Source organism: Alteromonas gracilis (genome assembly GCF_043642145.1).
GTDB lineage: Bacteria > Pseudomonadota > Gammaproteobacteria > Enterobacterales > Alteromonadaceae > Alteromonas > Alteromonas gracilis_B.
Window position 1 is genome coordinate 160,006 of the sequence record NZ_JBHZRZ010000001.1, and the last position, 26,025, is coordinate 186,030.

The 26,025-nt window shown below is 44.2% G+C and carries 14 protein-coding genes; 1 reads left to right on the forward strand and 13 read right to left on the reverse strand.

Going from position 1 to position 26,025, the window contains the following annotated elements; translation table 11 throughout:
- Positions 1 to 41: 41 nt before the first annotated feature.
- The 13 genes from ACHUFN_RS00690 to sdhC all read right to left on the reverse strand — a co-directional run bounded on the left by ACHUFN_RS00690 (position 42) and on the right by sdhC (position 23,966).
- Positions 42 to 551 carry an RNA methyltransferase gene (locus ACHUFN_RS00690; RefSeq protein ID WP_394220339.1) on the reverse strand — a complete coding sequence of 170 codons (510 nt, stop codon included), beginning with the start codon at positions 549 to 551 and terminating at the stop codon, positions 42 to 44.
- Between the two features lie 898 nt (positions 552 to 1,449).
- On the reverse strand, positions 1,450 to 5,781 hold the full coding sequence (locus tag ACHUFN_RS00695) for an alpha-1,6-glucosidase domain-containing protein (protein WP_394220340.1): 4,332 nt from the start codon (positions 5,779 to 5,781) through the stop codon (positions 1,450 to 1,452).
- An 83-nt stretch (positions 5,782 to 5,864) separates the two neighbouring features.
- Positions 5,865 to 8,915, reverse strand: a complete 3,051-nt coding sequence (locus ACHUFN_RS00700) for a TonB-dependent receptor (protein ID WP_394220341.1) — start codon at positions 8,913 to 8,915, stop codon at positions 5,865 to 5,867.
- A gap of 286 nt (positions 8,916 to 9,201) precedes the next feature.
- Entirely contained in the window at positions 9,202 to 10,725 is a 1,524-nt protein-coding gene (locus ACHUFN_RS00705; protein ID WP_394220343.1) for a tryptophan halogenase family protein, read from the reverse strand.
- A 128-nt stretch (positions 10,726 to 10,853) separates the two neighbouring features.
- Positions 10,854 to 13,715 (reverse strand): TonB-dependent receptor, encoded by a 2,862-nt coding sequence (locus ACHUFN_RS00710; protein ID WP_394220344.1) that lies wholly within the window; start codon positions 13,713 to 13,715, stop codon positions 10,854 to 10,856.
- Positions 13,716 to 14,043: 328 nt separating this feature from the next.
- Positions 14,044 to 14,916, reverse strand: a complete 873-nt coding sequence (gene sucD / locus ACHUFN_RS00715) for a succinate--CoA ligase subunit alpha (protein WP_014998326.1) — start codon at positions 14,914 to 14,916, stop codon at positions 14,044 to 14,046.
- On the reverse strand, positions 14,916 to 16,082 hold the full coding sequence (gene sucC / locus ACHUFN_RS00720) for an ADP-forming succinate--CoA ligase subunit beta (protein ID WP_334020574.1): 1,167 nt from the start codon (positions 16,080 to 16,082) through the stop codon (positions 14,916 to 14,918). Before sucC ends, sucD begins: the two co-directional genes overlap by 1 nt.
- A gap of 152 nt (positions 16,083 to 16,234) precedes the next feature.
- Positions 16,235 to 17,746 carry a 2-oxoglutarate dehydrogenase complex dihydrolipoyllysine-residue succinyltransferase gene (gene odhB / locus ACHUFN_RS00725; RefSeq protein WP_394220347.1) on the reverse strand — a complete coding sequence of 504 codons (1,512 nt, stop codon included), beginning with the start codon at positions 17,744 to 17,746 and terminating at the stop codon, positions 16,235 to 16,237.
- 9 nt (positions 17,747 to 17,755) lie between these two features.
- The gene (sucA, locus tag ACHUFN_RS00730; protein WP_394220349.1) at positions 17,756 to 20,575 is read right to left on the reverse strand and encodes a 2-oxoglutarate dehydrogenase E1 component; all 2,820 of its coding nucleotides are present in this window, start codon (positions 20,573 to 20,575) and stop codon (positions 17,756 to 17,758) included.
- Positions 20,576 to 20,751: 176 nt separating this feature from the next.
- Positions 20,752 to 21,462 carry a succinate dehydrogenase iron-sulfur subunit gene (locus ACHUFN_RS00735; RefSeq protein ID WP_394220351.1) on the reverse strand — a complete coding sequence of 237 codons (711 nt, stop codon included), beginning with the start codon at positions 21,460 to 21,462 and terminating at the stop codon, positions 20,752 to 20,754.
- Positions 21,463 to 21,476: 14 nt separating this feature from the next.
- Positions 21,477 to 23,249 (reverse strand): succinate dehydrogenase flavoprotein subunit, encoded by a 1,773-nt coding sequence (gene sdhA, locus ACHUFN_RS00740; RefSeq protein WP_394220353.1) that lies wholly within the window; start codon positions 23,247 to 23,249, stop codon positions 21,477 to 21,479.
- A gap of 1 nt (position 23,250) precedes the next feature.
- On the reverse strand, positions 23,251 to 23,598 hold the full coding sequence (gene sdhD, locus ACHUFN_RS00745) for a succinate dehydrogenase, hydrophobic membrane anchor protein (RefSeq protein WP_394220354.1): 348 nt from the start codon (positions 23,596 to 23,598) through the stop codon (positions 23,251 to 23,253).
- The gene (sdhC, locus tag ACHUFN_RS00750) at positions 23,592 to 23,966 is read right to left on the reverse strand and encodes a succinate dehydrogenase, cytochrome b556 subunit (protein ID WP_394220355.1); all 375 of its coding nucleotides are present in this window, start codon (positions 23,964 to 23,966) and stop codon (positions 23,592 to 23,594) included. Before sdhC ends, sdhD begins: the two co-directional genes overlap by 7 nt.
- Before the next feature lie 704 nt (positions 23,967 to 24,670).
- Here sdhC and ACHUFN_RS00755 point away from each other — a divergent pair.
- Positions 24,671 to 25,948 (forward strand): citrate synthase, encoded by a 1,278-nt coding sequence (locus ACHUFN_RS00755; RefSeq protein ID WP_394220357.1) that lies wholly within the window; start codon positions 24,671 to 24,673, stop codon positions 25,946 to 25,948.
- The last annotated feature ends 77 nt before the right edge of the window (positions 25,949 to 26,025 follow it).

Below are 26,025 nucleotides of genomic sequence, written 5' to 3' on the forward strand. Positions count from 1 at the left end.
TGGGTAACTTCCTGGTCGTAACTCCAGCCTTAAGTTAATTTCTAAGTAATTTTTGCTTTATTATTTGTATCTCTACTTTGTCTAATTAATGCATCTCCACGCACATAATCAGACTTAGCTAAACGGTCGTACAACAGCACATTTGCCGTAGCAGCTAAATTCATACACGAGTATGTTGGCACGTAAACAACATGGTCACACCACGACAACGTCTCTTCACCAATACTCCCATCTTCTGGGCCTAATAAATAAAAGGCATTGTCTGGATGTTCAAACGAAGGCAGCGGTGTTGCACCTTCTACAAGCTCTACCGCAACGACAGATGCGCCTTCGGGCACCACGTCTCGCAATTTTTCCACACCAATTGTTGGTATAACTTTGTGAAACGCCTTTGTATCTGCGTTAAAGTCTTTGGCAAATCGATAACGTTGACCAGTATAAAATACACTGGCTACGCCATAGCAGCCTGCAGCGCGTAAAATCGACGCAACATTTACTGGATTTTTGGGATTTATTAACCCGATTGAAACTCTCTGATTTGCTATTTGCACTTTATTATTAGCGTTATTTTATTTTTGTGTCGTGATAGTGCCACGTAATCTTAATAGCTTCTACTTGTGAAGGCAGAAAAAGTCTTAAGTTTAGTTAAAAGTGTATTAACTGCGCATTAATCTAGTGCTAATTACGCAAATTTGCATCTTTTTATAACATTTATCACAAATTAATTAGTGTTGATAAGCAATAAGCCATCACTTAATTGAGCCCATGCATATTCGAATTTTGTATCCGCAGCTTTATGCTGCGCAAATCGATACTTTATACACGCTTAGATATTTATACATTTACTTTAAGTTAACACCGTAGCCGCTTAACCTGTGCCTCAAGTATAATGTTACCTAAACCAATAGCTCTTGCATGACACTCGCTTTATTGTAGTTCTCTCAGTGAAAGATTCAGCAAAAAGCAGACCAGTTCTTTGAAAATATTGCACGTTACGTGCAAAGTTTACAAATAGTGGCTAATTTAGGGGTACAAAACCACCGTTTTTCATAGAGTTACAAATTGATAAATGATGTTGAGCTTTTTTCTCTTCTTTCATCAATTTTGTTTTTCTACTTATTGGTTGCTCAGAGCGAACTCAAGTTTGCTTAACAACACGGGCATATTCAGTATTTAATACCTGAAAACGTAAGCAGTTTTCTAGAGTGTTGCCATTTTGAAACATCACAACCTTTTGAAAATAAGTAAGTTTATTTAACCGAAAGTTCGACACGGAAAAATAACAAGTTTCAAAGGCCGAATGTTGCAAAATAGATACAACATTAAGAAAGCAAGGCCTTTCAAGTCAATAAATGCAAAGTATAAGGATAATTGAAATTGTGAGTTTCCAAGCCACTCAAAAAAAACCGCGAACTGAAATGTCGCGGTTTTTCTATAATAACGGCTATGCTACTTCATTGTCACCGTCAACGAAGGCGCATTTCCATCAGGTCCTGAAACCCTAAATTCATAAAGCCCAGATTCAGAAACTTCAATCATCAGGTTATTGTTGCTACTTCCTAAGATTTTGGGTTCGCCCGGTGTCACTACGTTAGTTGCAGCGTCATTAGGATTACCTAAGTTCACCGTCGACCAGTCTTCCGAGGCCACTTTAAACTCTATAGTGCCTGCACTAAGCTCAATGTCAGCGGTGTAAACACCTTCACCTTGATAAGTAAAGATATCTACGGCTCCCCATCCATTCATACCTCCGCGAATATAAACTTGAGTGTCACCCCAAAAGGCCTCTTTGAACACACCTATAGTGGGCGCATTTAAATCAGTCACGTTAAATACAAAGACATAGCGATCAGCAGTTTCAATGTTCAGCACTAAATTATCATTGGTTGCTGCAAGCCCAAGCGTTTCGCCTGGCGCCAAATTGCGATCTGCATCATCTGCAGAAAGCGCCCCAAAGTTAACAGTACTCCAATCTTCAGATGCTACTTTGAATTCGTATGAACCAGGCTCAATGTCTCGAGCAAAGGTATAAATACGGCCCCCTTGGTACGCGAATTCCTCATCCGTTCCCCATCCATTCATTGCACCACGCAGATAAACCGGCGTTCCAACATAAGGTTCTTCATTTTCAACAGTTAATATTGGCGCTTCACTGTCAGTTGCATCAATAGTGAAGAGATAAGTCGCATTTATTGAAGGAGTGAATGATAAGTTTGTGTTTGTACGCGCAAGGACCTTTTCCTCACCCGCTACAACAGTTTCATCATCACCATCCGCTGCGCCAAAGTTTACTGTATCCCAGTCTTCAGAGGCGAATTTAAATCCATAGGTGTTACCACCCTCAAGGTCAACTGCTACCGTATAAATGCCATCGCCTTGATACATGAACGCATCATCAGTAGACCATCCGTTCATATCACCACGAAGATACGTAACCGTATCACCATAAGGAACGACATCTGGTGCACCTGAAGTTGCGAACGCCGATAAACCGTATCCTTGTACGCCTGTTTGTGGTTTGACGAATACCGCAATGGTCAGAGCAGGAACAGTAAATGTTCCATTACCCTCTTCCCCTTCAACAAACGTTGCCCCACGTACAACAGCATCTACTGAATTCATCTGCGTTGCGTGAAGAGAAAAGCCAGTTGCAGTATTTACGGTTATCGACTTCTCTTCATATCCAGTATTTACTAGCACCATCACTGCATCGTTCATCATATCGAGGTCTTGTCGAACAATTTCAGTATTGTCTGATACACCATCATCAATGCTCATTGCAATAAGGCCGCGTTGCTGGCGATCACCAATGTTATGGAAGCCCACACGATCCATGATGTCTTCAGCCGTAGTTAGTCTAAACAACGGACTTGTCATACGGATATTAAGTAACTCTGTAAACACATCCGATGCAAACATGATGTCTGACATTGACGCTGCGCGATCAGGGCTGTAAATAAAGTTGCCCATCTCTTCCCATCTTGCTTCGTTTTCTGACGCAAGAGGTAAACCCACGTTCCAGTTATTAGTTTCATAGGTGAAATCGACATAGTTAAACCAGTCACCAGAGTCGTAGGTATTTCTGTCCATTGATTTAGAGCGCAACATATCGCCGCCCATTTGTAAAAATGGAATACCTTGTGAAACAAGATTAATACCCATTGCTACATTTTGTGCTCGCACACGCTCGGCTAAACTAATGTCTTGAGGTAAAACGTAGTTAAGTTGATCCCATAATGTTTCATTATCATGTTTCGACACATAATTGATAATGTCAGCTGGGTCTTCGGCATAACCACCCAAATTACTCGTTGCCCCAGCGCTCCCCGAAGACGTTTCTAAGATGTAGTCTTTTAAGGTCCCAATCATGCCTAATTTCACGCGGTCTTGTGCGCTAAGTAGGCCATCGTCATTTGGTCTGAAAATAGCACCTTGGCGAATAGCTTCACGAATACGGTCGTTGAACGTACCAATTTCCGTACCTGCCATGTTGAGCTGGCTGGCTTGTTCGTAGCCTCGGTCTATTTTGGTCCAGCCTTCTCCATAGAAATAGTTATCTTCATCAATTGCTTGAACCGCATCGCGCAGACGAACCATAGTGTCTTTAGTCGCTTGGCTCATAATATCGAATCTGAAAGAGTCATACTTGTAGTGCTCAGCCCAAACAAGCAGTGAGTCTTCCATGAACTTTTCCATCATGACGTTACGAGGCTCTGTATCATCGCAGCAGGTTTCACGAACAATTGCGCCTGTATCAACTTCATAACGATGGTAATAACCAGGTACCGCTTTATCCAGTACTGACTTGCTGAAAACGCCAGAAGCATTGGTATGGTTGTATACCACATCTAACGCAACGCGTAGGCCCATTTCATGAAGCGCTTGAATCATAGCGCGCATTTCAATGATACGTTCAACACCTTCAGCATTTGATGCATAGCTGCCTTCAGGCGCATTAAAATGATGCGGATCGTAGCCCCAGTTAAACGTGTCTAAGTTTCTTAAGTCACTGGTTAATTGCTGTGCCTTCCCAGCTTCAGATAAAGGATCGTAAGAATTATAAACATCAATCAGAAGCGCATTAGCATCTTCTTCTTCACAAACAGCTGCGTCACTGTTTAATCGACAAAGCTTACCTACAGTGTCATACAAATCCACCGTATTGCTAGGGTCTTCGTCAATGGTTGCGATATCATTTGCAGGTAATATGTGGAAATACGTTAAACCAGCGTTCACCAATTTTTTAAGGTGTTCAACCGGCGCTGTGCCCTCTTCAGTAAATGCTAAGTATTTACCGCGGTTTGCTTCAGATGTAGACATGTCTAGTACGCTGAAATCACGAATATGCCCTTCGTAGATAACCGCATCTTCAAGGTTTTCAACTGTGGGGATTGAATGTGTATCCCAACCTTCAGGTTTCAAATCTTCATCGGCAAGATTTACAAAGCGTGAGAATCGGCCGTTGGTACTCAGTGATACTGAATACGGGTCGGTTACAAGTAATGTTTCAATATTGCCTGTAACAGGATGATACACAGTCACTTCATAACGGTACAATTGACGGTCAAGAGACATATCTCCTTCATAGCGCCATACACCAGAAGTTTCATCACGTACCATTTCAACACGCTGATTCAGTGTCTTATTGTCGCTGTAAAGTAGCAGGTTTACATTGGTTGCAGTAGGCGCCCAAAGCGCTGCAGTAATGCCTGTCTCTGAGTATACGCCGCCAAGTTGTGCTTCATTTGCGTCGTTCTCTCCCATGGTGTACAAGGCATCTATCGCGTTTGCAATCTGAATGCCTGTTGCAGCAACAAGTAGGCCTTCAGCATCATAACCACCTACTACAGCTTGGGTTGTGAGTACTGTTTTGGCATCTTCATCTGACCAGTCACCTTCCCATGCTTGCATAGTTGAAAGGTGTGGAGCGCGAGCTGACTGTTCATCTGTTAAAGATGTGCTCATTAGCGTTACTTGTGTACCGCTAAGGCCCTCTTCCAGCGTGCTTTCAATGTCAGCTTGCGCAGAATAATGAAGTTTTACTTCGGCGACTGTCTCTGGCACGTCCCACAAAATAGTGTTCGCGTCTAGCCAGTGAGCGCCGAATCCTTCTATGTCAACAGGCTGTGGCCCCAAAGACATGATCGGAAACTCAAAAATGGTTGGTTCGCCAGAAAGCGTGAAGTTTATGCGAACAAAGGTTTCATCATCCTGAACAAGATTTCCTTGGAAATCTCCGCCGCCCATTTCTTTTCCAGCGTCGTCAGTGCCTTTATGTATGATGAAGTTATGACAATCGTCATAGCCGTCTTTGAGCTCAAGGATCCAATAAGCACCATAGTTAGGGTCTATACCACTGTGAATTCGCCCGTTTGCCCAATCCGTATCAGCATCAGCATACGCGTCGCACTCATCATTGTTCCACGTATGTAGTCTCCAACCCTCGTAAGCCGGGTCATTACTAGAGTTATCTGCGTCAACCGCTGCACGGTTGTAATACAGCACGGCTTGATTCGATGACGGTGAAAATACGGGGTCAGGTAATGAGGGATCTGCACCAGCCTCACACGCGTCATTTGCTTCATTTGGTACCAAGGGTGCATCACACTGGATGGGAGGTGGTGGCACACACATTGTGCCAGCTTCGTTGGGCACATTTGGTACGTCGCACGTCAATAGGTCGTTAGAGCCAGATTCTACACCTGAACCTCCACAGCCAGCTAACGTGTATGCGCCTACTAGGAGTAACGCTGCGCGCCCTACTCTTTTTTTAGTAAACATAGGTTTCTCCTGAAATATCTCACAAGGTTTGGCAGCAATAAGGGCTGTCGAATTGCTTTTCTGTTTTCCTAAGATGCTGATTTTCATAGTACGTATGTCATCCCTAGGAAATACTGCGTGCCAAAATATTGAATGGTGCCGGTTTGCTCTTGTGATGAGAAATAGCTCTTAGTTGGCTCATCAGTAAGGTTGTTGACTTGAAACAACACGCTCCAATTGTCGTTAACCTCGTAAGAAGCTTGGTAGTCGATAACAAGTTCGTCATCGAAGTTAACCACTTGGTCGTTTACTGCAACTTGCTGAGAAACAAATGCATCACGGTATCGGCTAGAAATACGTGTTTCGAAACCTTCGTATTCCCAAAACACGGTTAATGTTGCTACGTTTTCTGAAAGGCCAGGCAAGTTTGCAGCATAAACGTCATCACCCAAAGTGCGTTGAATTTCACTTTCTGTAAATGAATAACTGGCACTGACGCCCAAACCAGACAACATGCCTGGAAGCATGCTATAGATTTGTGTATAGGCTATTTCAAGACCTCGTATATACCCGCCTTCAGCATTGTTTACAGCAGTGCTGTAGCTACCGTTTTCTGTGGGTACGGTAACAAAGATTGGGTCGCCATTTTCATCACGTGCAAGCTCAGCTTCCTGACCTGCGAATTCAGGCGCTAAGAATACGGGAACACTTATATTTTCAGGAATAACAATGCCATTCGCTTCAAAGTCATAAGGTTCAATTTCGATATCTTCTACAAAAGAATCAATGTCCTTATAGAAACCAGCAACAATCAGCGCCCCTTCAGTGTCAGAAAAATAATACTCCCAAGACACGTCATACTGGGTTGCGTAAAACGGTTCTAGATATGGGCTATTGCGTGCATTACCATTTACCATTGCGGTAGGGTTAGACAAAGTAATCTCGCCTGAATCTCTGTCTTGAAACGCCGTAACAAGCTCAATGTTTGTAGATGCATTTGCCGCAAATCGATTGATCGGTGCTCTTCCCATAACTTTCGCAGCTGCTACACGTAATTGGGTGTCGTCGGTAAGCTTAAAGTTTAAGTTGATCGAAGGAAGGACATCCTCGTATTCGTGACTAATCAGTGCAGGTCGATAGAAATTATTTATCAGCCCCGCTTCGTCGGTAATGTTTTGCGCACCTGCTGTAGGGTCGCTTACTTCAACCGATGTCCCTGTTTCTAAGTCTTCAATTAAGCGAGTAGCACGCTGTAACGTCGTTGAACTTTGTTTACTTTCAACATAACGAACACCCACATTACCCGTCACGGGAATACTGCCTATTTCTGTGTTGATATTAGCCATTAAGTAGGCAGAGTTTACCGTTTCGAACACGTCGCCGCTTTCTTGCAGTGTCCACGCCGTTGCAGGTCCTGTACCTGGCCCATTGATAACACCGGCGGCCCCAGGCCCCCAGGTTTGAACAGGTCGTGGGCGTCCATCAGGGAACCATGCGTCTAATACACTGTTTAAATCAACTGAAAGGTAGCTAGGAAAGTAAGAAAAATCGCCGCTCCAGTCTACTTGTTCTACCATATCTGGCGTTAAGCGAAGCGGTGGTTCGCTTACAGAAAAGGCGCTATCGTTTCCATATTCAAATACTGAGCGATCATTATTGTATTCTCTATCGGAATAGCGGTAGCCAAATTCAAAACCGGAGACAATTGGAATATCAACATAATATTGAAAATCGATGCGATAGGCGTCTAACTCATCTTTGTTTTCAAAAGGATATATCCCGTACTTACTTACCATAACGCGGTCTAGGTCAGTAAACGCGTCTGTTTGGTTGAAGCCGATATCAGGAAGGTCCAACCCATTCAACAGATAAGATATTTGAACGTTTTCATCAAACACAGGGTTTGCTACGGTCGCGTCTTCGCCTACTAGCGACCACAGCAATCCATTTCGAAAATCACTTTCAGCACTCGAACGTGATACATCAAACTGCACTGCGAAGTCTGACGAGATTTCCCAACTCGCATTCACACCTAAATTGGTAACACTATCAAAATCTTGGTTGTCGTCGTTAACGAGTTCAACGCGCGTAAAGCTGCTGTCCGAGCGAGAAAAGGTTCCACCAATAACGCTATTATTTACAACAACAGGATTAGTAACACCAGCATTAATACCGCCTAGCTTCACGCGAAACCCACGGGCGAAAGCTTCAGAATCAAACTTTGATAAAAATGCGTCGGCTTTTAGTGTAAAGGTGTCTATGGGAGCCCATTCAAACGCAGCGACATAACCGTCGCGGGTCTCTTCACCACCCTTGTGCTGCATTTCAAAGCCTTCAGAAATAAGCTCACATTCTGGGCAATCTGTCGGACCATCGGTATCACCTTCAAGACCGTCTACATCAACCTGGCCGTTATAGGCTAAACCTATAAACTGAGTAGATACACTTGGCTGAAATAAACGGGCGTAGCCTAACGACACACCTAGTGTGTCATCTAAGAACTTACCTTGATATGAAAAGCTCAGTCTATGACCATACTCTTTAGCGTCACTAATTTCTGATGCGCGATCATTGTACATTCCACGCATATTTGCGCTGAACTTATGCTGCTCTTCAATGGCAAGTGGAGAGGCCGTTTTGAGTTCTACCGTACCGGCTATGCCACCCTCTATAAGAGACGCTTTGGGAGACTTATACACCGCAGCTTCGCTTATTAGTTCAGATGGATATTGATCGAACTCTATGGCACGACTACCACTTGTTGATACCTGCTCTCTACCGTTTAGGGTAGAAAACACAAAGTCTCCTGATAAACCACGAATGTTAATCTCTGCCGCCTGTCCGCCGGTTCTCACGGCAGAAATACCAGGCAAACGCGTCAATGCATCGGCCATTGAAACGTCAGGTAACCCGCCAAGGTCATCAGCCGATATCTGTTCAGAAACGGTGTCAGAAAAACGCTTTTGGTTGAGTGATTGGATCAAGCTGGTACTAAAACCACGAACTTCGATACGTTCCAGTGTATCTTCCTGTGGCCTTTCAACTTCATCAATGGTGTTGTTTGACTGCTCCTGTGCGTGTAATGGAATTGCGCTAAACGCAACGCCACTACTTATCAAAGCAGCCATGATGGTGCTGGGTTTGAATGTTTTCATTGGTGTCCCATTCCTTGTTTTATTATCAACACTTTTAGGAATACCACACCCAAAAGTGCCTCTTATGGTTCAATACCAAATACTAATGTGTTGTACAAAATGGGAGCAATGGGTTGCATACGTATTCATTTACACTTATGCAACATATTTATAATAAGGCGGTATTTTTGTTGATATTTATTAACATTAACTTGAAAACAACGAAAAAAGGCAGCGTGATTGCTGCCTTATTAAAGAAGAAAAAAGTTTCATCCTTAATACCAAACTCAAGGTATCGCGTTGATTTTTAAGAATTCATAGAGCGTTTATGTCGTACAACCATACCATTAATGTAGTCGTCATGCAGAGGAAGTTTGGCGATAGGCTCCCTCTTTATCTCTAACAAACTTTTTAACATTTGGTCTAACTGTGAGTCTGCCACACTATTCACTAAACCGTGATAATCATTAGGAATGATGCCCTGCCCGTATAATACTTGCAGCCAAGAGCTTTCAAGAAACAGATCGTTCTGCTCACGAAGCAAATTACCAGACTGTTTGAAGAGCTCTATTTTATGTTGCAACGAATCTGGTAACGTTATATTTCGCATGTCGTTAAAAAACGCACTATCCGTTCTCTCATTTACCGTGTAGTGCAATACAAGGAAATCTCTGATTTGTTCGAACTCTATCTCAGACTGCTTATTATATTCAGACTCTAGACTAGGGCTAAAACCATTATGCGGAAACAGCTGAATGAGTCGAACAATAGCTGATTGAATCAAATGTATGCTGGTAGACTCTAATGGCTCTAAGAAACCACTAGATAAACCTACAGCTACTACATTTTTGTACCACTGCTTGCGACGCCTTCCCGTTGTAAATTTGATAAGCTTAGGGTCGCCGAGGGGCTTTGTATCCAAGTTCGACATAAGTGTGTCGCACGCTTGTTCGTCAGTGATATAACGTGAACTGTATACATGGCCATTTCCGTTTCTATGCTGCAATGGAATACGCCACTGCCATCCAGCATCATGAGCGATTGAACGGGTAAATGGCGCTGTTTTTTCATGTCGTTCAGAGGGAACAGCTAGAGCACTGTCGCAAGGAAGTAAATGAGACCAATCGTCGTATCCGGCACCTAGTGCATCTTCAATTAACAACCCTTTAAAGCCGGTGCAATCGACGAACAAATCGCCTTCTATTATTTCCGAACCTTCTAAATGCAATGCTTTTATAAAACCACTGTCAGTAAAGCGTTCTACTCGAGAAATCTTCCCTTCTTTACGTGTAACGCCCATACTTTCACTAAGTTTGCGTAGGTATTGAGCGTACAAGCTAGCGTCAAAATGATAGGCAAAGGGCAGTTCTACAACCGGATCCTTGGCATTTATTTGTGCGAACCGCCCAGCTTGTGCAGCATGGTAATTCAAGTCGTATTCCCACAAATCATGGGGTAAACCTTGTTGGCGAGCCTTAACCCAGTAGTGATGGAAGTGGCAGAATGCCATACTCTTTCCAGGCGCACCAAAGGTGTGATAGTAACTTTGCCCTTTGGTTTTCCAATTTTCAAAACGAATAGCGAGCTTTATCGTTGCTTTTGTATCGTGGATAAACTGCGCTTCATCTATGCCTAATACTTGATTAACTAAACGTATAGGAGGGATCGTAGCTTCGCCAACACCAATGGTACCAATCGATTCAGACTCAACCAGAGTGATATCTACCGATTTTCCTAGTACCTTTTTCATCAAAGATGCCGCTAACCAGCCTGCGGTCCCTCCCCCGGCAATTACAACACGCTTTATCGGCGTATTTTGAGGATCATGCATAAACTTCTCGCAACTTATTTTTAAAAATCTAAGGTTTTCTTTTTTACAAAAAAAAAGCCACCGTTTGCTTATCGTTTTAGCACAAGCTAAAACAAAAAGCAGCAGGTGGCTTCACACACACTAAGAACTTAGAACTTGTAGTTGAAACCTAGCAAGTAGTTGGTTCCGTAAGTTTGGAACTGAGTGATTTGACGTCCATCAGCAGCTGATGCTTGGATGTCGTCTTCATCTGTAAGGTTTTGTGCCTGTAATGTAACGCGAAGACCTTCTAGGTACTCAATACCTGACTCACTAAAGTCATAGCCAATCTGCGCGTCAACAAGCGTACCGCCTTGTTTTGTAGCATCAACAAGCGCCAAACTTACACCACGTTCTTCTGTTAAGAATTGGTCACGTTTAGTTGCAGCTACGCGGAACTCAAAACCTTTGTTTTCGTAGAAGAATGTCATGCTGTATGACTCTTCAGAAAGACCTGGAATACGTCTTTCGTCCTGACCTGGCGCAGCGTCTACTTCACCGTCCATAAAGGTTGCACTAGCAAATAAACCGAAACCTTCTAGTGACTCGTGAACAAGGTCAAACGGCAGTGAACCTTGTAGCTCGTAACCGCGAACAAAACCTTCGAAACCATCTAGAACACTGCTTACTTGGCCAGTGAACAATACAGGCGTCTGGCCTTCAGAACCCTGGTGAAGCTCAGGAATATAGAACTCTGTGAAATCAGCTACGATTGATGTGCTGCGGTGCCAGTTCTTAATGTCTTTATAGAAGAAAGACACAGCTACATAACCAGTATCAGCAAAGTAGTTTTCATATGCTAGGTCAAACTGGTTCGCTTCAAGCGGACGCAATTCAGGGTTACCGGCACTACCACCCCAAGGACCATTCTCAATATCAGGGCTAGTAATTTGGTTATCGTTGAATGAGAACGTTACCTGAGTATTAGGACGCATGTCATCCATACGTGGGCGAGAAATTACCTTGCTCAAACCTAGACGTACAAATTGACCTTCTGCAACTTCTGCTGACAAGTTCAGCGTTGGTAGCACATCTGTATAATCAGCACCGCCTGATACAGGGTTGGCAATAGTGAAGCCATCTCTGTCAGAAGTTGCTGAGAAACCTGTAGATTGCTGGTCTGCACTAACAACTTGAAGACCAACGTTACCGCGAACCCAAATATCACCCAGTTCCATTTCTAAATCTAGCTTGGAATAAAGTGTGATAAGTTCTTCGTCAACGGTATAGGTATCACCCAAACGGTCGTTCTGAACGCGGCTCGCATCGCTTTCAGTGTAATAACCGCTTTCGTATAGAGCTAGAGAATCATAAGCAAGTACGCCGTTGATACCGATAAAATCAAGGTTGGTTACACCTACAACATCAGGAATTGCAGCCTCTCCAGGATATTCTGGTGATGTTAGGTAAGCGCCGTTATTGTCTTTAGACTTCGAGCGATCAGAGTAAACCACACCTGCAGAAAGGCCAGTTACTACGCCCCAATCTACATATCCTTTAACGTCGAAGCGTAGCGTATCTAACTCTTCTTCGAATGAAGGTTGGTTAACAAAGCCATCTTGCGCATCTGATTCAAGAAGAGGGCGTGCTCCCCATGCCTGTGGTCCAGCTAGGCTGATTAACGCAGGGTCGGTTAAATCAACAGCGGCAAGCGTTGGGTGGTCAGAGAACATTACGCCAGTAGACGTCATTTCCCAGCTGCGTGCTGAAAGTGGACGACCATCAGTACCTGCACGGCCTACACCTGAATAGCTCTCAACTTCAATGATTTCTTTTTCCACTTTACCTGTAGAGTAATCTACTTCTAGTGTCCAAGAATCGTTGATTTGATATTCAGCATTAATACCCACTGTAGTTAGGTCTGCTTCTTGGCGACGCGCATCGTTACGAACAACACTGTAAAAACCATCAGTGAAGCCGCTTGTAACTAAACCATTTTCTACACCAGTAATAGTATATGCGCTAGTACCCCACTCCCCTAGGCCTTCTTCTAGACCACGGCGAACGTCATCTTCTACGAAGTCGATGTAAAGTGCATCTAGCTGAACATTTAGCTTATCAGTAGGTGCCCACTCAACCACAGCTGCAAATGAGTCACGCTCTAGCATTGCTGAACGTTGGAAAGAATCATGACCACCAAGTACAACAGTACCGTCTGGAACCGCTACAGTATCTTGACCATCAAAGCGACGAGGATTCCAAAGCGGATCACCGTCATCATTAAATGTATTTTCAGGCGTAGTATTTACTGTTGCATAACCCCAACCACGGAACTGTTGTTCTTGACGTGGAGATTCCATGCTTGCAACTGTTAGTGCCAAACCAATTGTGTCGTCAGCAAACTGGTCTACATAGTTTACTGAGATACGATGACCATTATTGTCAAAGTCTGGGTTAGGTGAATCTTCGGCGTTCTTTTCGTATACGCCGTTAACTGTGAATGTGCTTTGCGCTGTTAGCGGCTTTACAGTTTGAAGATCGATTGAACCACCAATGTTTTGCGTGGTCATCCCTGCTTCTGGCGTTTTGTATACCAGAATGTTTGAAATAATTTCCGTTGGGTAAAGGTCAAATTCAACACCACGGTTGTCACCCATACCTAGTAATTCACGACCGTTTAACGAGGTACCCACGTAGTTTTCATTAAAACCACGAACAGAGATACCACTTGTACGACCGTTACGACGCTCACCAGTTACACCTGGAAGACGAGCGATTGATTCTGCAATACTGGTATCTGGTAGCTTACCAATATCTTCTGCTGACAATGCTTCAACAATTGAAGTGTTGTCCATTTTGATTGCTTGAGCGCGTTGTAGGCTACCGCGGATACCGCTTACTTGAATAACTTCAAGGTTAGCTTCATCTACAGAATCGGTACTCGCCTCTTGTGCTAGTGCCGGTGCACTACCAAACGCCATGCCACCAGAAATTAGCGCGGCTTTAATCAGGTTGGGTTTAAATTGTTTCATAAAACGGGTGTCCCATACGGTTATAGTTGTTGTCTTTTTGTTGTTCTTATGACAATTAAATGACAATACATCTCGTCCGCATAATGCTATAGAGGACCCATGGTTTGCACAATTGCCTGCATACGTATTCAATAAAATTTGTGCAACACACCATTAACAAAGGTTATTCATCATTTTCTGTAATTTAACAACACAAAACATCCTATTACAGGGCTTTAGCTAAGATAAGTTGTAATTTTGTTACAATCAAAAATTCGTATTTGTTAACAAACACGCACAAAAAAGCCCGCATTAAGCGGGCTTTTTACAAATAAAACCTTGCGGCAAATTACCAACCAGTGGTTTCGCGTAGTGCTTTACCGATGTCAGCAAGTGAACGCACTGTCTTAACGCCAGCGTCTTCTAGTGCTTTGAATTTCTCATCTGCAGTACCTTTACCGCCTGCGATGATTGCACCTGCGTGACCCATACGTTTGCCTGGAGGAGCAGTAACACCCGCAATGTAAGAAACAACAGGCTTGGTTACATTAGCTTTAATGAACGCAGCTGCTTCTTCTTCTGCAGTACCGCCGATCTCACCGATCATTACGATAGCTTCAGTTTGTGGGTCGTCTTGGAACATCTGAAGGATGTCAATGAAGTTTGAACCAGGAATTGGATCACCACCGATACCTACACAGGTAGACTGGCCGAAACCTTCGTCAGTCGTTTGCTTAACCGCTTCGTACGTAAGCGTACCAGAGCGAGAAACAATACCTACTTTACCAGGCTTGTGAATGTGACCAGGCATGATACCAATTTTACACTCTCCAGGAGTGATAACACCTGGGCAGTTTGGACCAATCATGCGAACGCCTTTCGCTTCAACGTATTCTTTAACGTAAAGCATATCTAGCGTTGGGATACCTTCAGTAATACATACGATTAGCTCAATACCCGCATCTGCAGCTTCAACAATTGAATCTTTACAGAAAGGCGCTGGTACGTAGATAACTGTTGCAGTTGCGCCAGTTGCTTCTACCGCTTCACGTACAGTATTGAATACTGGAAGACCAAGGTGCTCAGTACCGCCTTTGCCTGGTGTAACACCACCAACCATTTGCGTACCGTAAGCAATTGCTTGTTCAGAGTGGAATGTACCCTGACCGCCAGTGAAACCCTGACAAATTACTTTAGTATCTTTATTAATTAATACAGACATTATTTGCCCTCCGCTGCAGCAACTACTTTCTGTGCTGCATCAGTTAGCGATTCAGCAGCAATGATATCAAGACCTGAGTTCGCAAGTACTTCACGGCCAAGCTCTGCATTGGTACCTTCAAGACGCACAACAACTGGTACTTTTACGCCAACTTCTTTAACTGCACCGATAATACCTTCAGCAATCATGTCACAACGAACGATACCACCGAAGATGTTTACCAATACCGCTTTAACGTTGTCATCAGAAAGGATGATCTTGAATGCTTCAGCAACACGCTCTTTAGTCGCGCCGCCACCAACGTCTAGGAAGTTAGCTGGCTTGCCACCGTGTAGGTTTACGATGTCCATAGTACCCATTGCTAGGCCTGCACCGTTAACCATACAACCTACGTTACCGTCTAGTGCAACATAGTTAAGTTCCCACTGAGCTGCGTGAGCTTCACGCGCGTCTTCTTGTGAAGGATCTTGCATATCTTTCAGCTTAGGCTGGCGATATAGTGCGTTACCGTCGATACCTACTTTTGCGTCAAGGCAGTGTAGGTTACCGTCAGTTTTGATCACTAGCGGGTTAATTTCGATAAGCGCTACGTCAAGCTCTTCAAACATCTTAGCTAGGCCAAGGAAGATTTGAGTAAATTGCTTAATTTGAACGCCAGAAAGACCAAGTTTAAACGCCATTTCGCGCGCTTGGTATGGCTGAGGACCTACAATTGGGTCGATTTCAGCTTTAAGGATTTTTTCTGGCGTTTCTTCTGCAACAGTTTCAATCTCAACGCCACCTTCAGTAGAAGCCATAAATACAACGCGACGGGTTGTACGGTCTACTACTGCACCAAGGTAAAGCTCGTTTGCGATATCTGTGCAAGATTCAACTAAGATTTTGCTCACAGGCTGACCGTTTTCGTCAGTCTGGAAAGTCACCAAATTTTTGCCAAGCCAGTTTTCAGCGAAAGCGCGAATGTCGTCTTTGTTTTTAACTAGCTTTACACCGCCAGCTTTACCGCGACCGCCCGCGTGTACCTGACACTTAACTACCCACTCTTCTCCGCCAATTCGGTCAGCGGCTTCTACAGCACCTTGAGCAGTGTCTGCTGCGTATCCTTCAGAAACAGGCAAACCGTATTCTTTGAATAGCTGCTTACCTTGGTATTCATGCAAATTCATGGTGTTTCTATCCGATTTTTAGTAAGACAAAAGCCGCAAATGCGACTTGATTAGTTTGACTGATATTATAGGGCAAATATCAGCGTTGCGTTAGGCGCAAAGCAAGTTTACACAGGCTAAGCACCTAACCACAATTCCGCGAGACGAAAGTCTTATACGTCTAGAAGTAGACGCGTTGGATCTTCTAGCATCTCTTTAACGGTTACCAAGAAACCTACCGATTCTTTACCATCAATAATACGGTGGTCGTAAGAAAGCGCTAGATACATCATTGGTAGAATTTCTACTTTGCCATTAACAGCCATTGGGCGATCTTGGATTTTATGCATACCAAGAATTGCGCTTTGTGGCGGGTTAATGATTGGTGTAGACATTAGTGAACCAAACACACCACCGTTGGTGATTGTGAAGTTACCACCTTGTAGTTCAGCCAATGACAGCTTACCGTCACGGCCTTTAAGTGCTAGTTCCTTAATTCCTTTTTCAACACCTGCCATGCCTAGAGTATCAGTATCTTTAAGTACTGGTGTTACAAGACCACGAGGTGTAGAAACAGCAATCGATACGTCGAAATAGTTGTGATAAACAATATCGTCGCCATCGATTGACGCGTTAACTTCAGGGAAACGTTTAAGCGCTTCAGTTACGGCTTTCACGTAGAAAGACATGAAACCAAGGCGAATACCGTGACGCTTTTCAAAACTTTCTTGGTATTGCTTACGAAGATCCATGATTGGCTTCATGTTTACTTCGTTAAACGTTGTTAGCATTGCCGTAGAGTTTTTCGCTTCAAGAAGACGATTTGCAATCGTCTTGCGAAGACGTGTCATTGGAACACGTTTCTCTGTACGGTTACCCGTTGGAAGGTCCGCTGGCACAGATTCAGAAGCAGCAGGTGCCGATTTCGCTGAGCTGTCACCGCCTTTAAGATATTTTTCAACATCTTCTTTAGTAATACGGCCGTTTTTGCCCGTACCTTTCACTTTAGCAGCATCAACACCCTTTTCAGCAAGTAAACGACGAACTGAAGGGCTAAGCGCATCACTACTTTCTTCGCTGTCATCGCTCGCGCTTGATTCAGCTGGCGCAGAAGCAGCGCTTGATGCGCCTTCAACAAACTTAGCAATTACTTCTTCAGCCGTTACAGTAGCGCCTTCTTCAGCAATGATTTCAGCAAGTGAGCCATCGGCAGGAGCAACAACTTCAAGCACTACCTTATCAGTTTCAATATCAACCAGGTTTTGGTCACGAGAAACTGCTTCACCTACAGCTACATGCCAAGTAGCGATAGTTGCATCTGCAACTGACTCTGGAAGTACTGGCACTTTAACGTCAGATGTTTTACCAGAAGCCGCTGGCGCAGATTCTGATTTAGTGTCTTCTTTAGCCTTGCTTTCAGATTTAGTTTCAGCTGAAGCAGAAGCGCCACCTTTTTCTAATTTAGCAATGACTTGCTCACCTAAAACAGTTGCACCCTCTTCGTTTAGGATCTCACCAATTGTACCGTCCGCTGGCGCCACAACTTCTAAAACCACTTTATCAGTTTCAATATCAACCAGGTTCTGGTCTCGTTTAACTGCGTCACCGGCCTTAACGTGCCAGGTTGCAATGGTGGCATCGGCAACTGACTCAGGTAGAACCGGAACTTTTATCTCAATTGTCATTACTGTTCCTTATTTAATTGTGAGTGCGTTTTCAACCAGGGCTTTCTGTTGCTGGTTGTGAACGGATACATAACCTACTGCAGGTGACGAGGATGCATCACGGCCTGCATATGTTAATTTTGCACCATCTGGAATTGCTTGCCAGAAGTGGTGTTGGCTACAGTACCAAGCGCCTTGGTTTTGAGGCTCTTCTTGGCACCAAACCCAATCTTTTACGTGGCTGTATTGTGCCACAACTTTAGCGCATTCTTCTTGTGGGAATGGATAAAGTTGCTCTAAACGGATGATTGCAACGTCTGTTTGCTCATTTTTACGGCGCTGGTCTAGCAAATCGTAGTAAACCTTGCCCGAACACATAACAACGCGCTTAACATTTTTCGGATCGATATCGTCAATTTCACCAATTACGTTATGGAATTGTCCTTCCGCCAGCTCTTCTAGTGAAGAAACCGCAAGAGGATGACGTAATAATGACTTAGGTGACATTACGATAAGCGGTTTGCGCATTGGGCGTACCACTTGGCGACGAAGCATGTTGTACACCTGTGCAGGTGTTGAAGGTACACATACTTGCCAGTTGTGATCAGCACACATTTGCAAGAAACGCTCTAGACGTGCTGAACTATGCTCTGGTCCCTGGCCTTCGTAGCCGTGTGGAAGTAATACAGTTAGACCACATAAGCGGCCCCACTTCGCTTCACCAGAACTTAAGAATTGGTCGAATACAACCTGCGCACCGTTAGCAAAGTCACCAAATTGCGCTTCCCAAATCGTTAAGCATGTTGGTTCTGCTGTTGCGTAACCATATTCGAACGCCATAACAGCTTCTTCAGAAAGTACAGAGTCATAAATTTCGATTTCACCCTGACCTTCACGAATATGCTGTAACGGCATATAGGTAGACGCATCTTTTTGGTTGTGTAGAACAGCGTGACGGTGGAAGAAGGTACCACGACCAGAGTCCTGACCGGTAATACGAATATCTTCGCCAGCATCAACGATTGTGGCATAGGCCAAGTTTTCTGCCATACCCCAATCAAGCATTTTTTCACCTGCGACCATCGCTTTACGATCTTGGTATAGCTTGTTTACACGCGACTGAAGTTTGTGCTCTTCAGGTATTGTAGTAATCGATTCGCCAAGCTCTTTAAGCTTTTCAACTGACAACGCACCATCATAAGGCGTGTCCCAGTCGTGACCAAGGTACGGAGACCAGTCTACACTGTGCTCAGTCATTGGACGCCACTCCTCAACCACGCATGCGCCATGGTCAAGTGCTTCACGATATTCATCTAGATAGCGGTCTGCGTCTCGCTGCTCAATCACACCCTCAGCGATAAGCTGGTCGGCGTATAGCGCGCGTGGCACAGGATGCTTTTTAATCTTCTGGTACATCAACGGCTGTGTTGCATTTGGCTCGTCAGCCTCGTTGTGACCATGACGACGGTAACACACTAAATCAATTACCACGTCTTTCTTAAACTTATTGCGGTACTCAAGCGCAAGCTGTGTAACAAAGGCAACCGCTTCTGGGTCATCAGAGTTCACATGGAAAATTGGCGCCTGCACCATTTTCGCAATATCAGTACAGTATTGCGTAGAGCGAGTATCTTCGGTTTTTGACGTGGTGAAACCAACTTGGTTGTTCACCACGATACGAACCGTACCGCCTACAGCAAAGCCGCGTGTTTGCGACATGTTAAAGGTTTCTTGTACAACACCCTGACCTGCAATTGCTGAGTCACCGTGAATAGTAATAGGAAGCACGGTGTTGGTGTCGTCATTACGACGCGCAAGACGCGCACGCACTGAACCCATAACAACCGGGTTTACAATTTCAAGGTGAGACGGGTTAAACGCTAGCGCTAAGTGAACATTGCCACCTGGCGTTGCAAAATCAGAAGAGAAACCTGCGTGGTATTTCACGTCGCCCGCGCCTAGCGAGTCGTCGTGTTTACCAGAGAATTCATCAAATAGTACTGATGGGTTCTTACCTAGTACGTTAACAAGTACGTTCAAACGACCACGGTGGGCCATGCCGATAACAACTTCTTTTGTGCCCGTTGTACCTGCTTTAGTAATAAGCCCCTTAAGCATTGGAATAAGCGCGTCGCCACCTTCTAGTGAGAAACGCTTAGCACCTGGGAATTTAGAGCCCAAGTATTTTTCCATGCCATCGGCCGCAGTAAGACCTTTAAGAATGCCTAGCTTCTCATCACGAGAAATCTCAGGCTTAGCTTGGACCGATTCTATTTTTTGCTGTAACCAACGCTTTTGTTCAGTGTCGGTAATGTGCATATACTCTGCACCGATAGAACCGCAGTATGTTCTGTTAAGCGATTTGAATAGTTCACCAAGTGGCATTGAATCTTTGCCAATAGCATAAGAGCCCACGTTGAAAACTGAATCGAAATCTTGCTCTGAAAGGCTATGGTGTGAAAGTTCAAGGTCGCGAACGCGCTCTTGCTTCCATAAACCAAGCGGATCTAAGTTTGCGTGTTGGTGTCCGCGGAAACGGTACGCATTGATTAGCTGAAGAACTTTAACTTGCCTGTCGTCTGAAACATTTGCAGAAGGCACAGACGGACTAGACATGCGGGCTGTAGGCCCTAACGCAGCAAGTTGCCTAAATTGATTCTTAATAGTTGTATGATTGGTTTCTAACTCTACGCCATCGACTTTGGGGAGGTTATCGAAGATTTGTCGCCAATTTTCAGAGACACTTTGCGGGTCTTCTAAATAGGTTTCATACAACTCTTCAACATAGGCAGCGTTGGCACCTGCCATGTGCGAGGAATCCCACCACGCTTTCATCACGCTTTCTTGCATTTAATTTGCCTTGCTACGTTTTATAAAATCTAGTTAACAATCAAGATGTATTATAAGGTTATTCTCAGCATAACCAAGTGTTATAACTGCGAATATATAAAAAAATAGCCATCCTTTTGGGATGGCTATTTAGAGCATCGCTATCTGTAACTTTTAAAAGTTATCAGAATATAGTACTAAACAGCCCGTTGTAAAAGCATAGACTTAATTTGGCCTATTGCTTTCGTCGGGTTCAAGCCCTTAGGACATACACTTACACAGTTCATAATACCGTGACAGCGGAATACGCTGAACGCATCATCAAGGTCGTTAAGACGCTCTTCAGTTGCAGTATCACGACTATCGATTAGGAAGCGATACGCGTGTAGTAAGCCAGCTGGGCCGATGAACTTGTCAGGGTTCCACCAGAACGATGGGCATGACGTTGAACAACATGCACATAAGATACACTCATAAAGACCGTCTAACTTGGCACGTTCTTCTGGCGACTGCAAATGCTCGCGCGCTGGCGGTTGCTTGCTATCGTTGATTAAGAACGGCTTAATCTTTTCATACTGCGTATAGAACTGAGTCATATCTACGACAAGGTCGCGTACAACAGGTAGACCTGGAAGTGGACGAACTACTACCTTGCCTTTGCCCAGTGCAGATAACGGAGTAATACACGCAAGGCCATTTTTGCCGTTCATGTTCACACCGTCTGAACCACATACACCTTCACGGCACGAGCGACGGAAAGAAAGCGTCGGATCCTGCTCTTTAAGTGCAATTAGCGCATCTAGCACCATCATGTCTTGACCTTCCTCTACTTCTAGAGTGTAGTCTTGCATGCGAGGCTTCGCATCTACTTCTGGGTTGTAACGATAAATCGAAAAAGTTAATTGCATGATCGTTGCCTCTCTTAATATGAACGCACTTTAGGCGGGAATGCTTCCCTAAGCTTAGGCGCCATATTCACTTCACGTTTAAGCATTTTATCAGTGTTCGGATCGTAGATACTGTGGCATAACCAGTTGTCATCATCACGGTCCGGGAAGTCGAAGCGGCTGTGCGCGCCACGGCTTTCTGTTCTGAAGTTCGCTGCTACTGCAGTGCTGTACGCGGTTTCCATTAGGTTATCAAGCTCTAGACATTCGATACGCTGGGTATTGAAGTCTGCGCTCTTGTCGTCAAGGCGTGCATGGTTAAGACGCTCGCGGATTTCGCCAAGCTCTTTAAGACCATCAGCCATTGCGTCACCTTCACGGAATACTGAGAAGTTAAGCTGCATGCATTTCTGCAAGTCTTTCTTAATTTGTACTGGGTCTTCGCCCTTGCCTTTCTCTGAATTTTCCCAACGGTTGAAACGCGTCATAGAGGCTTCAAGGTCAGACTCAGAAGCGTCACGCGTTGGTGCCATTTCAGACAATGTTTTACCAAGGTGTAAACCAGTCGCACGACCGAATACAACAAGGTCAAGTAATGAGTTACCGCCAAGACGGTTAGCACCGTGTACCGATACACATGCAATCTCACCACAAGCAAACAAACCGTTAACGACTTTGTCGTTACCGTTTTCATCAACCGTCAAGCACTGGCCATCAACGTTCGTTGGAATACCACCCATCATATAGTGACAGGTAGGAATTACTGGAATTGGCTCTTTTACAGGGTCAACGTGTGCGAACGTACGTGAAAGCTCAAGGATACCCGGTAGACGAGACTCAAGTACGTCCTTACCAAGATGGTCAAGCTTAAGCTTAATGTGAGTACCCCATGGACCTTCACAACCACGACCTTCACGAATTTCGGTCATCATTGAACGTGCAACAACGTCACGACCCGCTAGGTCTTTTGCGTTAGGTGCATAGCGCTCCATGAAACGCTCGCCGTCTTTGTTTAGAAGGTAACCACCTTCACCACGACAACCTTCTGTTACCAAGGTACCTGCGCCAGCAATACCCGTTGGGTGGAACTGCCACATTTCCATATCTTGAACCGCAACACCTGCGCGAAGTGCCATACCAACGCCATCACCTGTGTTGATGTGAGCGTTAGTTGTAGATGCATAGATACGGCCCGCACCACCTGTTGCTAGAACAACGGCGCGAGACTTAAAGTACACAACCTCACCAGTTTCGATGTCAATTGCTGTACAACCTACTACGTCGCCGTCTTGGTTTTTCACTAAATCTAGCGCGTACCATTCAGAAAATACTTTTGTTTTGTTCTTTACGTTTTGCTGGTAAAGAAGGTGAAGCAGAGCGTGACCAGTACGGTCGGCCGCAGCCGCTGTACGAGCACCCTGCTCTCCGCCAAAGTTTTTAGACTGACCGCCGAATGGACGCTGGTAAATTTTACCATTTTCGAAGCGCGAGAATGGCAAACCCATGTTTTCCATTTCGATAATAGCTTCAGGGCCGGTTTTACACATGTATTCGATAGCGTCTTGGTCACCGATATAATCCGAGCCCTTTACGGTGTCATACATGTGCCATTCCCAGTTATCTTCGTGTGAATTACCAAGTGCTACGGTGATACCACCCTGCGCAGATACAGTGTGAGAACGGGTTGGAAATACTTTAGAAAGCAGTGCGCATGATTTACCAGACTGTGAAATCTGTAGTGCCGCGCGCATACCTGCACCGCCTGCACCAATTACAACTGCATCAAACTCGTGAACGGGTAAACTCATCTTACACTCCCCACAATACGAATAGGCCAACAGCAACGTAGCCAAACGCGATGATATTTAATATATATTGTAGTCCTGCACGTAGACCCGCTGCTTTAACGTAGTCTGTAAGTACCTGCCATAGGCCGATACGCACGTGGATCATCACTGCTACAAGTGCTGCCAATGTGAAAACTTTCATAGCTAGGCCAGAGAACAACTCTCGCCATTCGATAAATGTTAAGTTATCGGTGGTGATAAAAAACCACGCCATGAATACCGAGTACGCGAAAATAATTGCTGCTGTTGCGCGAAGAGAAACGTAATCTTGTACGCCGTCACGCTTAATGCTTGCTTGGTTGGTTACCATAGTGCAACTCCCAATACTACGGTCAGTACAATCCAAAGCGCGATAACTGCTTTCGCACTTGTATTGCCCGACTCTAATTCTTCCCAGTGACCTAAATCCATAACAACGTGTCTTAGGCCGCCTAGAATGTGATACGTCAGCGCTGAAGCTGTGCCAATTGCGACAAATTTTCCAAGGAAACCGTCCATGATTGCTTGAACGTCCGCGAAACCTTCAGGCGAGTGAACAGAAACTGCCCATGCCCAAATAACAAAGAGTAGCGCGAAGAACATTGCAACACCGGTTACACGGTGGAGAATTGACGAAATAGCAGAGGGCGGAAATTTAATAGTATTGAGTTCTAAATTTACTGGTCTTTGCTTTTTCACAATGTATGCCTGTTTAATCCGTAGGGGATAATGAATTTCTTACCTTTATTATGTCCTGAGTAAGTGAATTCGATTTTTAACCTGTTAATTGCCTCATCCATTGAGTTGTTAACAATTTGTGAATTATTCTTTAATGCTTGTAACAGAATAATTATTCCTGTTTCAGAGCACCGCTGAGTATATCCAGCGTAGTATATAATTACAATTTTTTGTGCCGTAGTAAGACTTTAGTCGCTATGTACACTTTTGTGATAATTATTTTAAATAAAAAGAGATCAAAATTGTGTGCAACACGTTTAAACGAGCGCAATTACAGTGGCCTGAAGTTTATCAGTAGCGAATTAGAATAACTATGCACATCAATAAGAAATTAAGCACTTTTAATCTGTATGCGTACTTATTACACATCAAAAGGTTACTTTTTAAACTGAGGTGATAATATATTTGTCGATCGGTGGTTTACCTTTGGCGAAAACCCATTGATAATTGCACTTTATCGGGCAAAGTGAATTCCCAACGAGTTAATTATTCGTAATCTGATTGCTAGTATTTTTTTTAGCAATTCGGAATATTTATTGTGCATATATGCAATTAAATTGACTTGATGGTGCATAATAAAGTACAAATACGCCCACTTTTCCCAACGAAGCGGACATTTTCGTCCGTTTTCGCTGCAAACAGAACCATTCTGAGGAGAGCATTTTATGGCAGATCAGAAAGCCATTCTTAAAGCCGGCGGTAAGGAAATCGAGCTTCCTATCTTGTCTGGCACCGAAGGACAAGATGTAATCGATGTCCGTACGTTAGGCCAACACGGTTTTTTCACGTACGACCCAGGTTTTATGGCGACAGGATCTTGCGAGTCTTCAATTACTTATATTGATGGCGCTCAAGGTGTTTTATTACACCGCGGTTTCCCAATCGAAGAATTAGCACGTGATGCGGACTACCTAGAAGTATGCCACATGCTTCTTCACGGTGACGCACCAACAAAAGAACAGTACGAAGAGTTTAAAGAGACTATTACTCGTCACACCATGGTACATGAACAAATTAACATGTTCTTCCATGGTTTCCGCAACGACGCACACCCTATGGCTATGCTATGTGGTACTGTTGGCGCGATGTCTTCGTTCTACCACAGTGATTTAGACGTTTCTAATGAAGAACAACGCATCCGTAGTGCGCACCGTCTAATCGCTAAGATGCCTACGCTTGTTGCAATGTGCTACAAGTACAACATCGGTCAGCCTTTCGTTTATCCACGTAACGACTTAAGCTACGCAGCTAACTTTTTGAACATGATGTTCTCTGTTCCAGCAGAAGAGTATCAAATCAGCCCAGCTGTTGAGCGCGCAATGGACCGTATCTTTACGCTTCACGCAGATCACGAGCAAAACGCTTCAACGTCTACTGTACGTCTTGCAGGCTCTTCAGGTGCTAACCCTTATGCGTGTATTTCGGCAGGTGTAGCTTCACTTTGGGGCCCTGCTCACGGTGGTGCAAACGAAGCATGTCTTAACATGCTGGAAGAAATCGGTACAGTAGACCGTATTCCTGAGTTTATTGCACGTGCTAAAGATAAGAGCGATCCGTTCCGTCTTATGGGCTTTGGTCACCGCGTTTATAAAAACCACGACCCACGTGCTACAGTAATGCGTGAAAGCTGTCACGAAGTATTGAGCGAGCTTAACGTTAAAGATCCACTACTTGAAGTAGCCATGGAGCTTGAAAAAATTGCACTAAGCGACCCGTACTTCGCAGAGAAGAAGCTGTTCCCGAACGTAGATTTCTACTCTGGTATCGTACTTAAAGCAATTGGTATCCCTACCAACATGTTCACATGTATCTTTGCCCTGTCTCGTACAGTAGGCTGGATTTCACATTGGCATGAAATGATGAGCGACCCTAAACAAAAAATTGGTCGTCCTCGTCAGCTTTACACTGGTCACAGCCAGCGTAAGTACAACCCAATTAAGTAATACTGAACTTAGTATTACGATAAAAAGTAAAAATAGCGCCCATGAGGCGCTATTTTTGTTTATAAGATTTCAAATTC

What these genes read in the sequence shown, in the direction of transcription:
- odhB (WP_394220347.1), bottom strand. Translation starts at nt 17,746, where the DNA reads ATGACAATTGAGATAAAAGTTCCGGTTCTACCTGAGTCAGTTGCCGAT.
- ACHUFN_RS00695 (WP_394220340.1), bottom strand. Translation starts at nt 5,781, where the DNA reads ATGTTTACTAAAAAAAGAGTAGGGCGCGCAGCGTTACTCCTAGTAGGC.
- ACHUFN_RS00735 (WP_394220351.1), bottom strand. Translation starts at nt 21,462, where the DNA reads ATGCAATTAACTTTTTCGATTTATCGTTACAACCCAGAAGTAGATGCG.
- ACHUFN_RS00755 (WP_394220357.1), top strand. Translation starts at nt 24,671, where the DNA reads ATGGCAGATCAGAAAGCCATTCTTAAAGCCGGCGGTAAGGAAATCGAG.
- ACHUFN_RS00700 (WP_394220341.1), bottom strand. Translation starts at nt 8,915, where the DNA reads ATGAAAACATTCAAACCCAGCACCATCATGGCTGCTTTGATAAGTAGT.
- ACHUFN_RS00710 (WP_394220344.1), bottom strand. Translation starts at nt 13,715, where the DNA reads ATGAAACAATTTAAACCCAACCTGATTAAAGCCGCGCTAATTTCTGGT.
- sucC (WP_334020574.1), bottom strand. Translation starts at nt 16,082, where the DNA reads ATGAATTTGCATGAATACCAAGGTAAGCAGCTATTCAAAGAATACGGT.
- sucA (WP_394220349.1), bottom strand. Translation starts at nt 20,575, where the DNA reads ATGCAAGAAAGCGTGATGAAAGCGTGGTGGGATTCCTCGCACATGGCA.
- sdhA (WP_394220353.1), bottom strand. Translation starts at nt 23,249, where the DNA reads ATGAGTTTACCCGTTCACGAGTTTGATGCAGTTGTAATTGGTGCAGGC.
- sucD (WP_014998326.1), bottom strand. Translation starts at nt 14,916, where the DNA reads ATGTCTGTATTAATTAATAAAGATACTAAAGTAATTTGTCAGGGTTTC.
- ACHUFN_RS00705 (WP_394220343.1), bottom strand. Translation starts at nt 10,725, where the DNA reads ATGCATGATCCTCAAAATACGCCGATAAAGCGTGTTGTAATTGCCGGG.
- sdhD (WP_394220354.1), bottom strand. Translation starts at nt 23,598, where the DNA reads ATGGTAACCAACCAAGCAAGCATTAAGCGTGACGGCGTACAAGATTAC.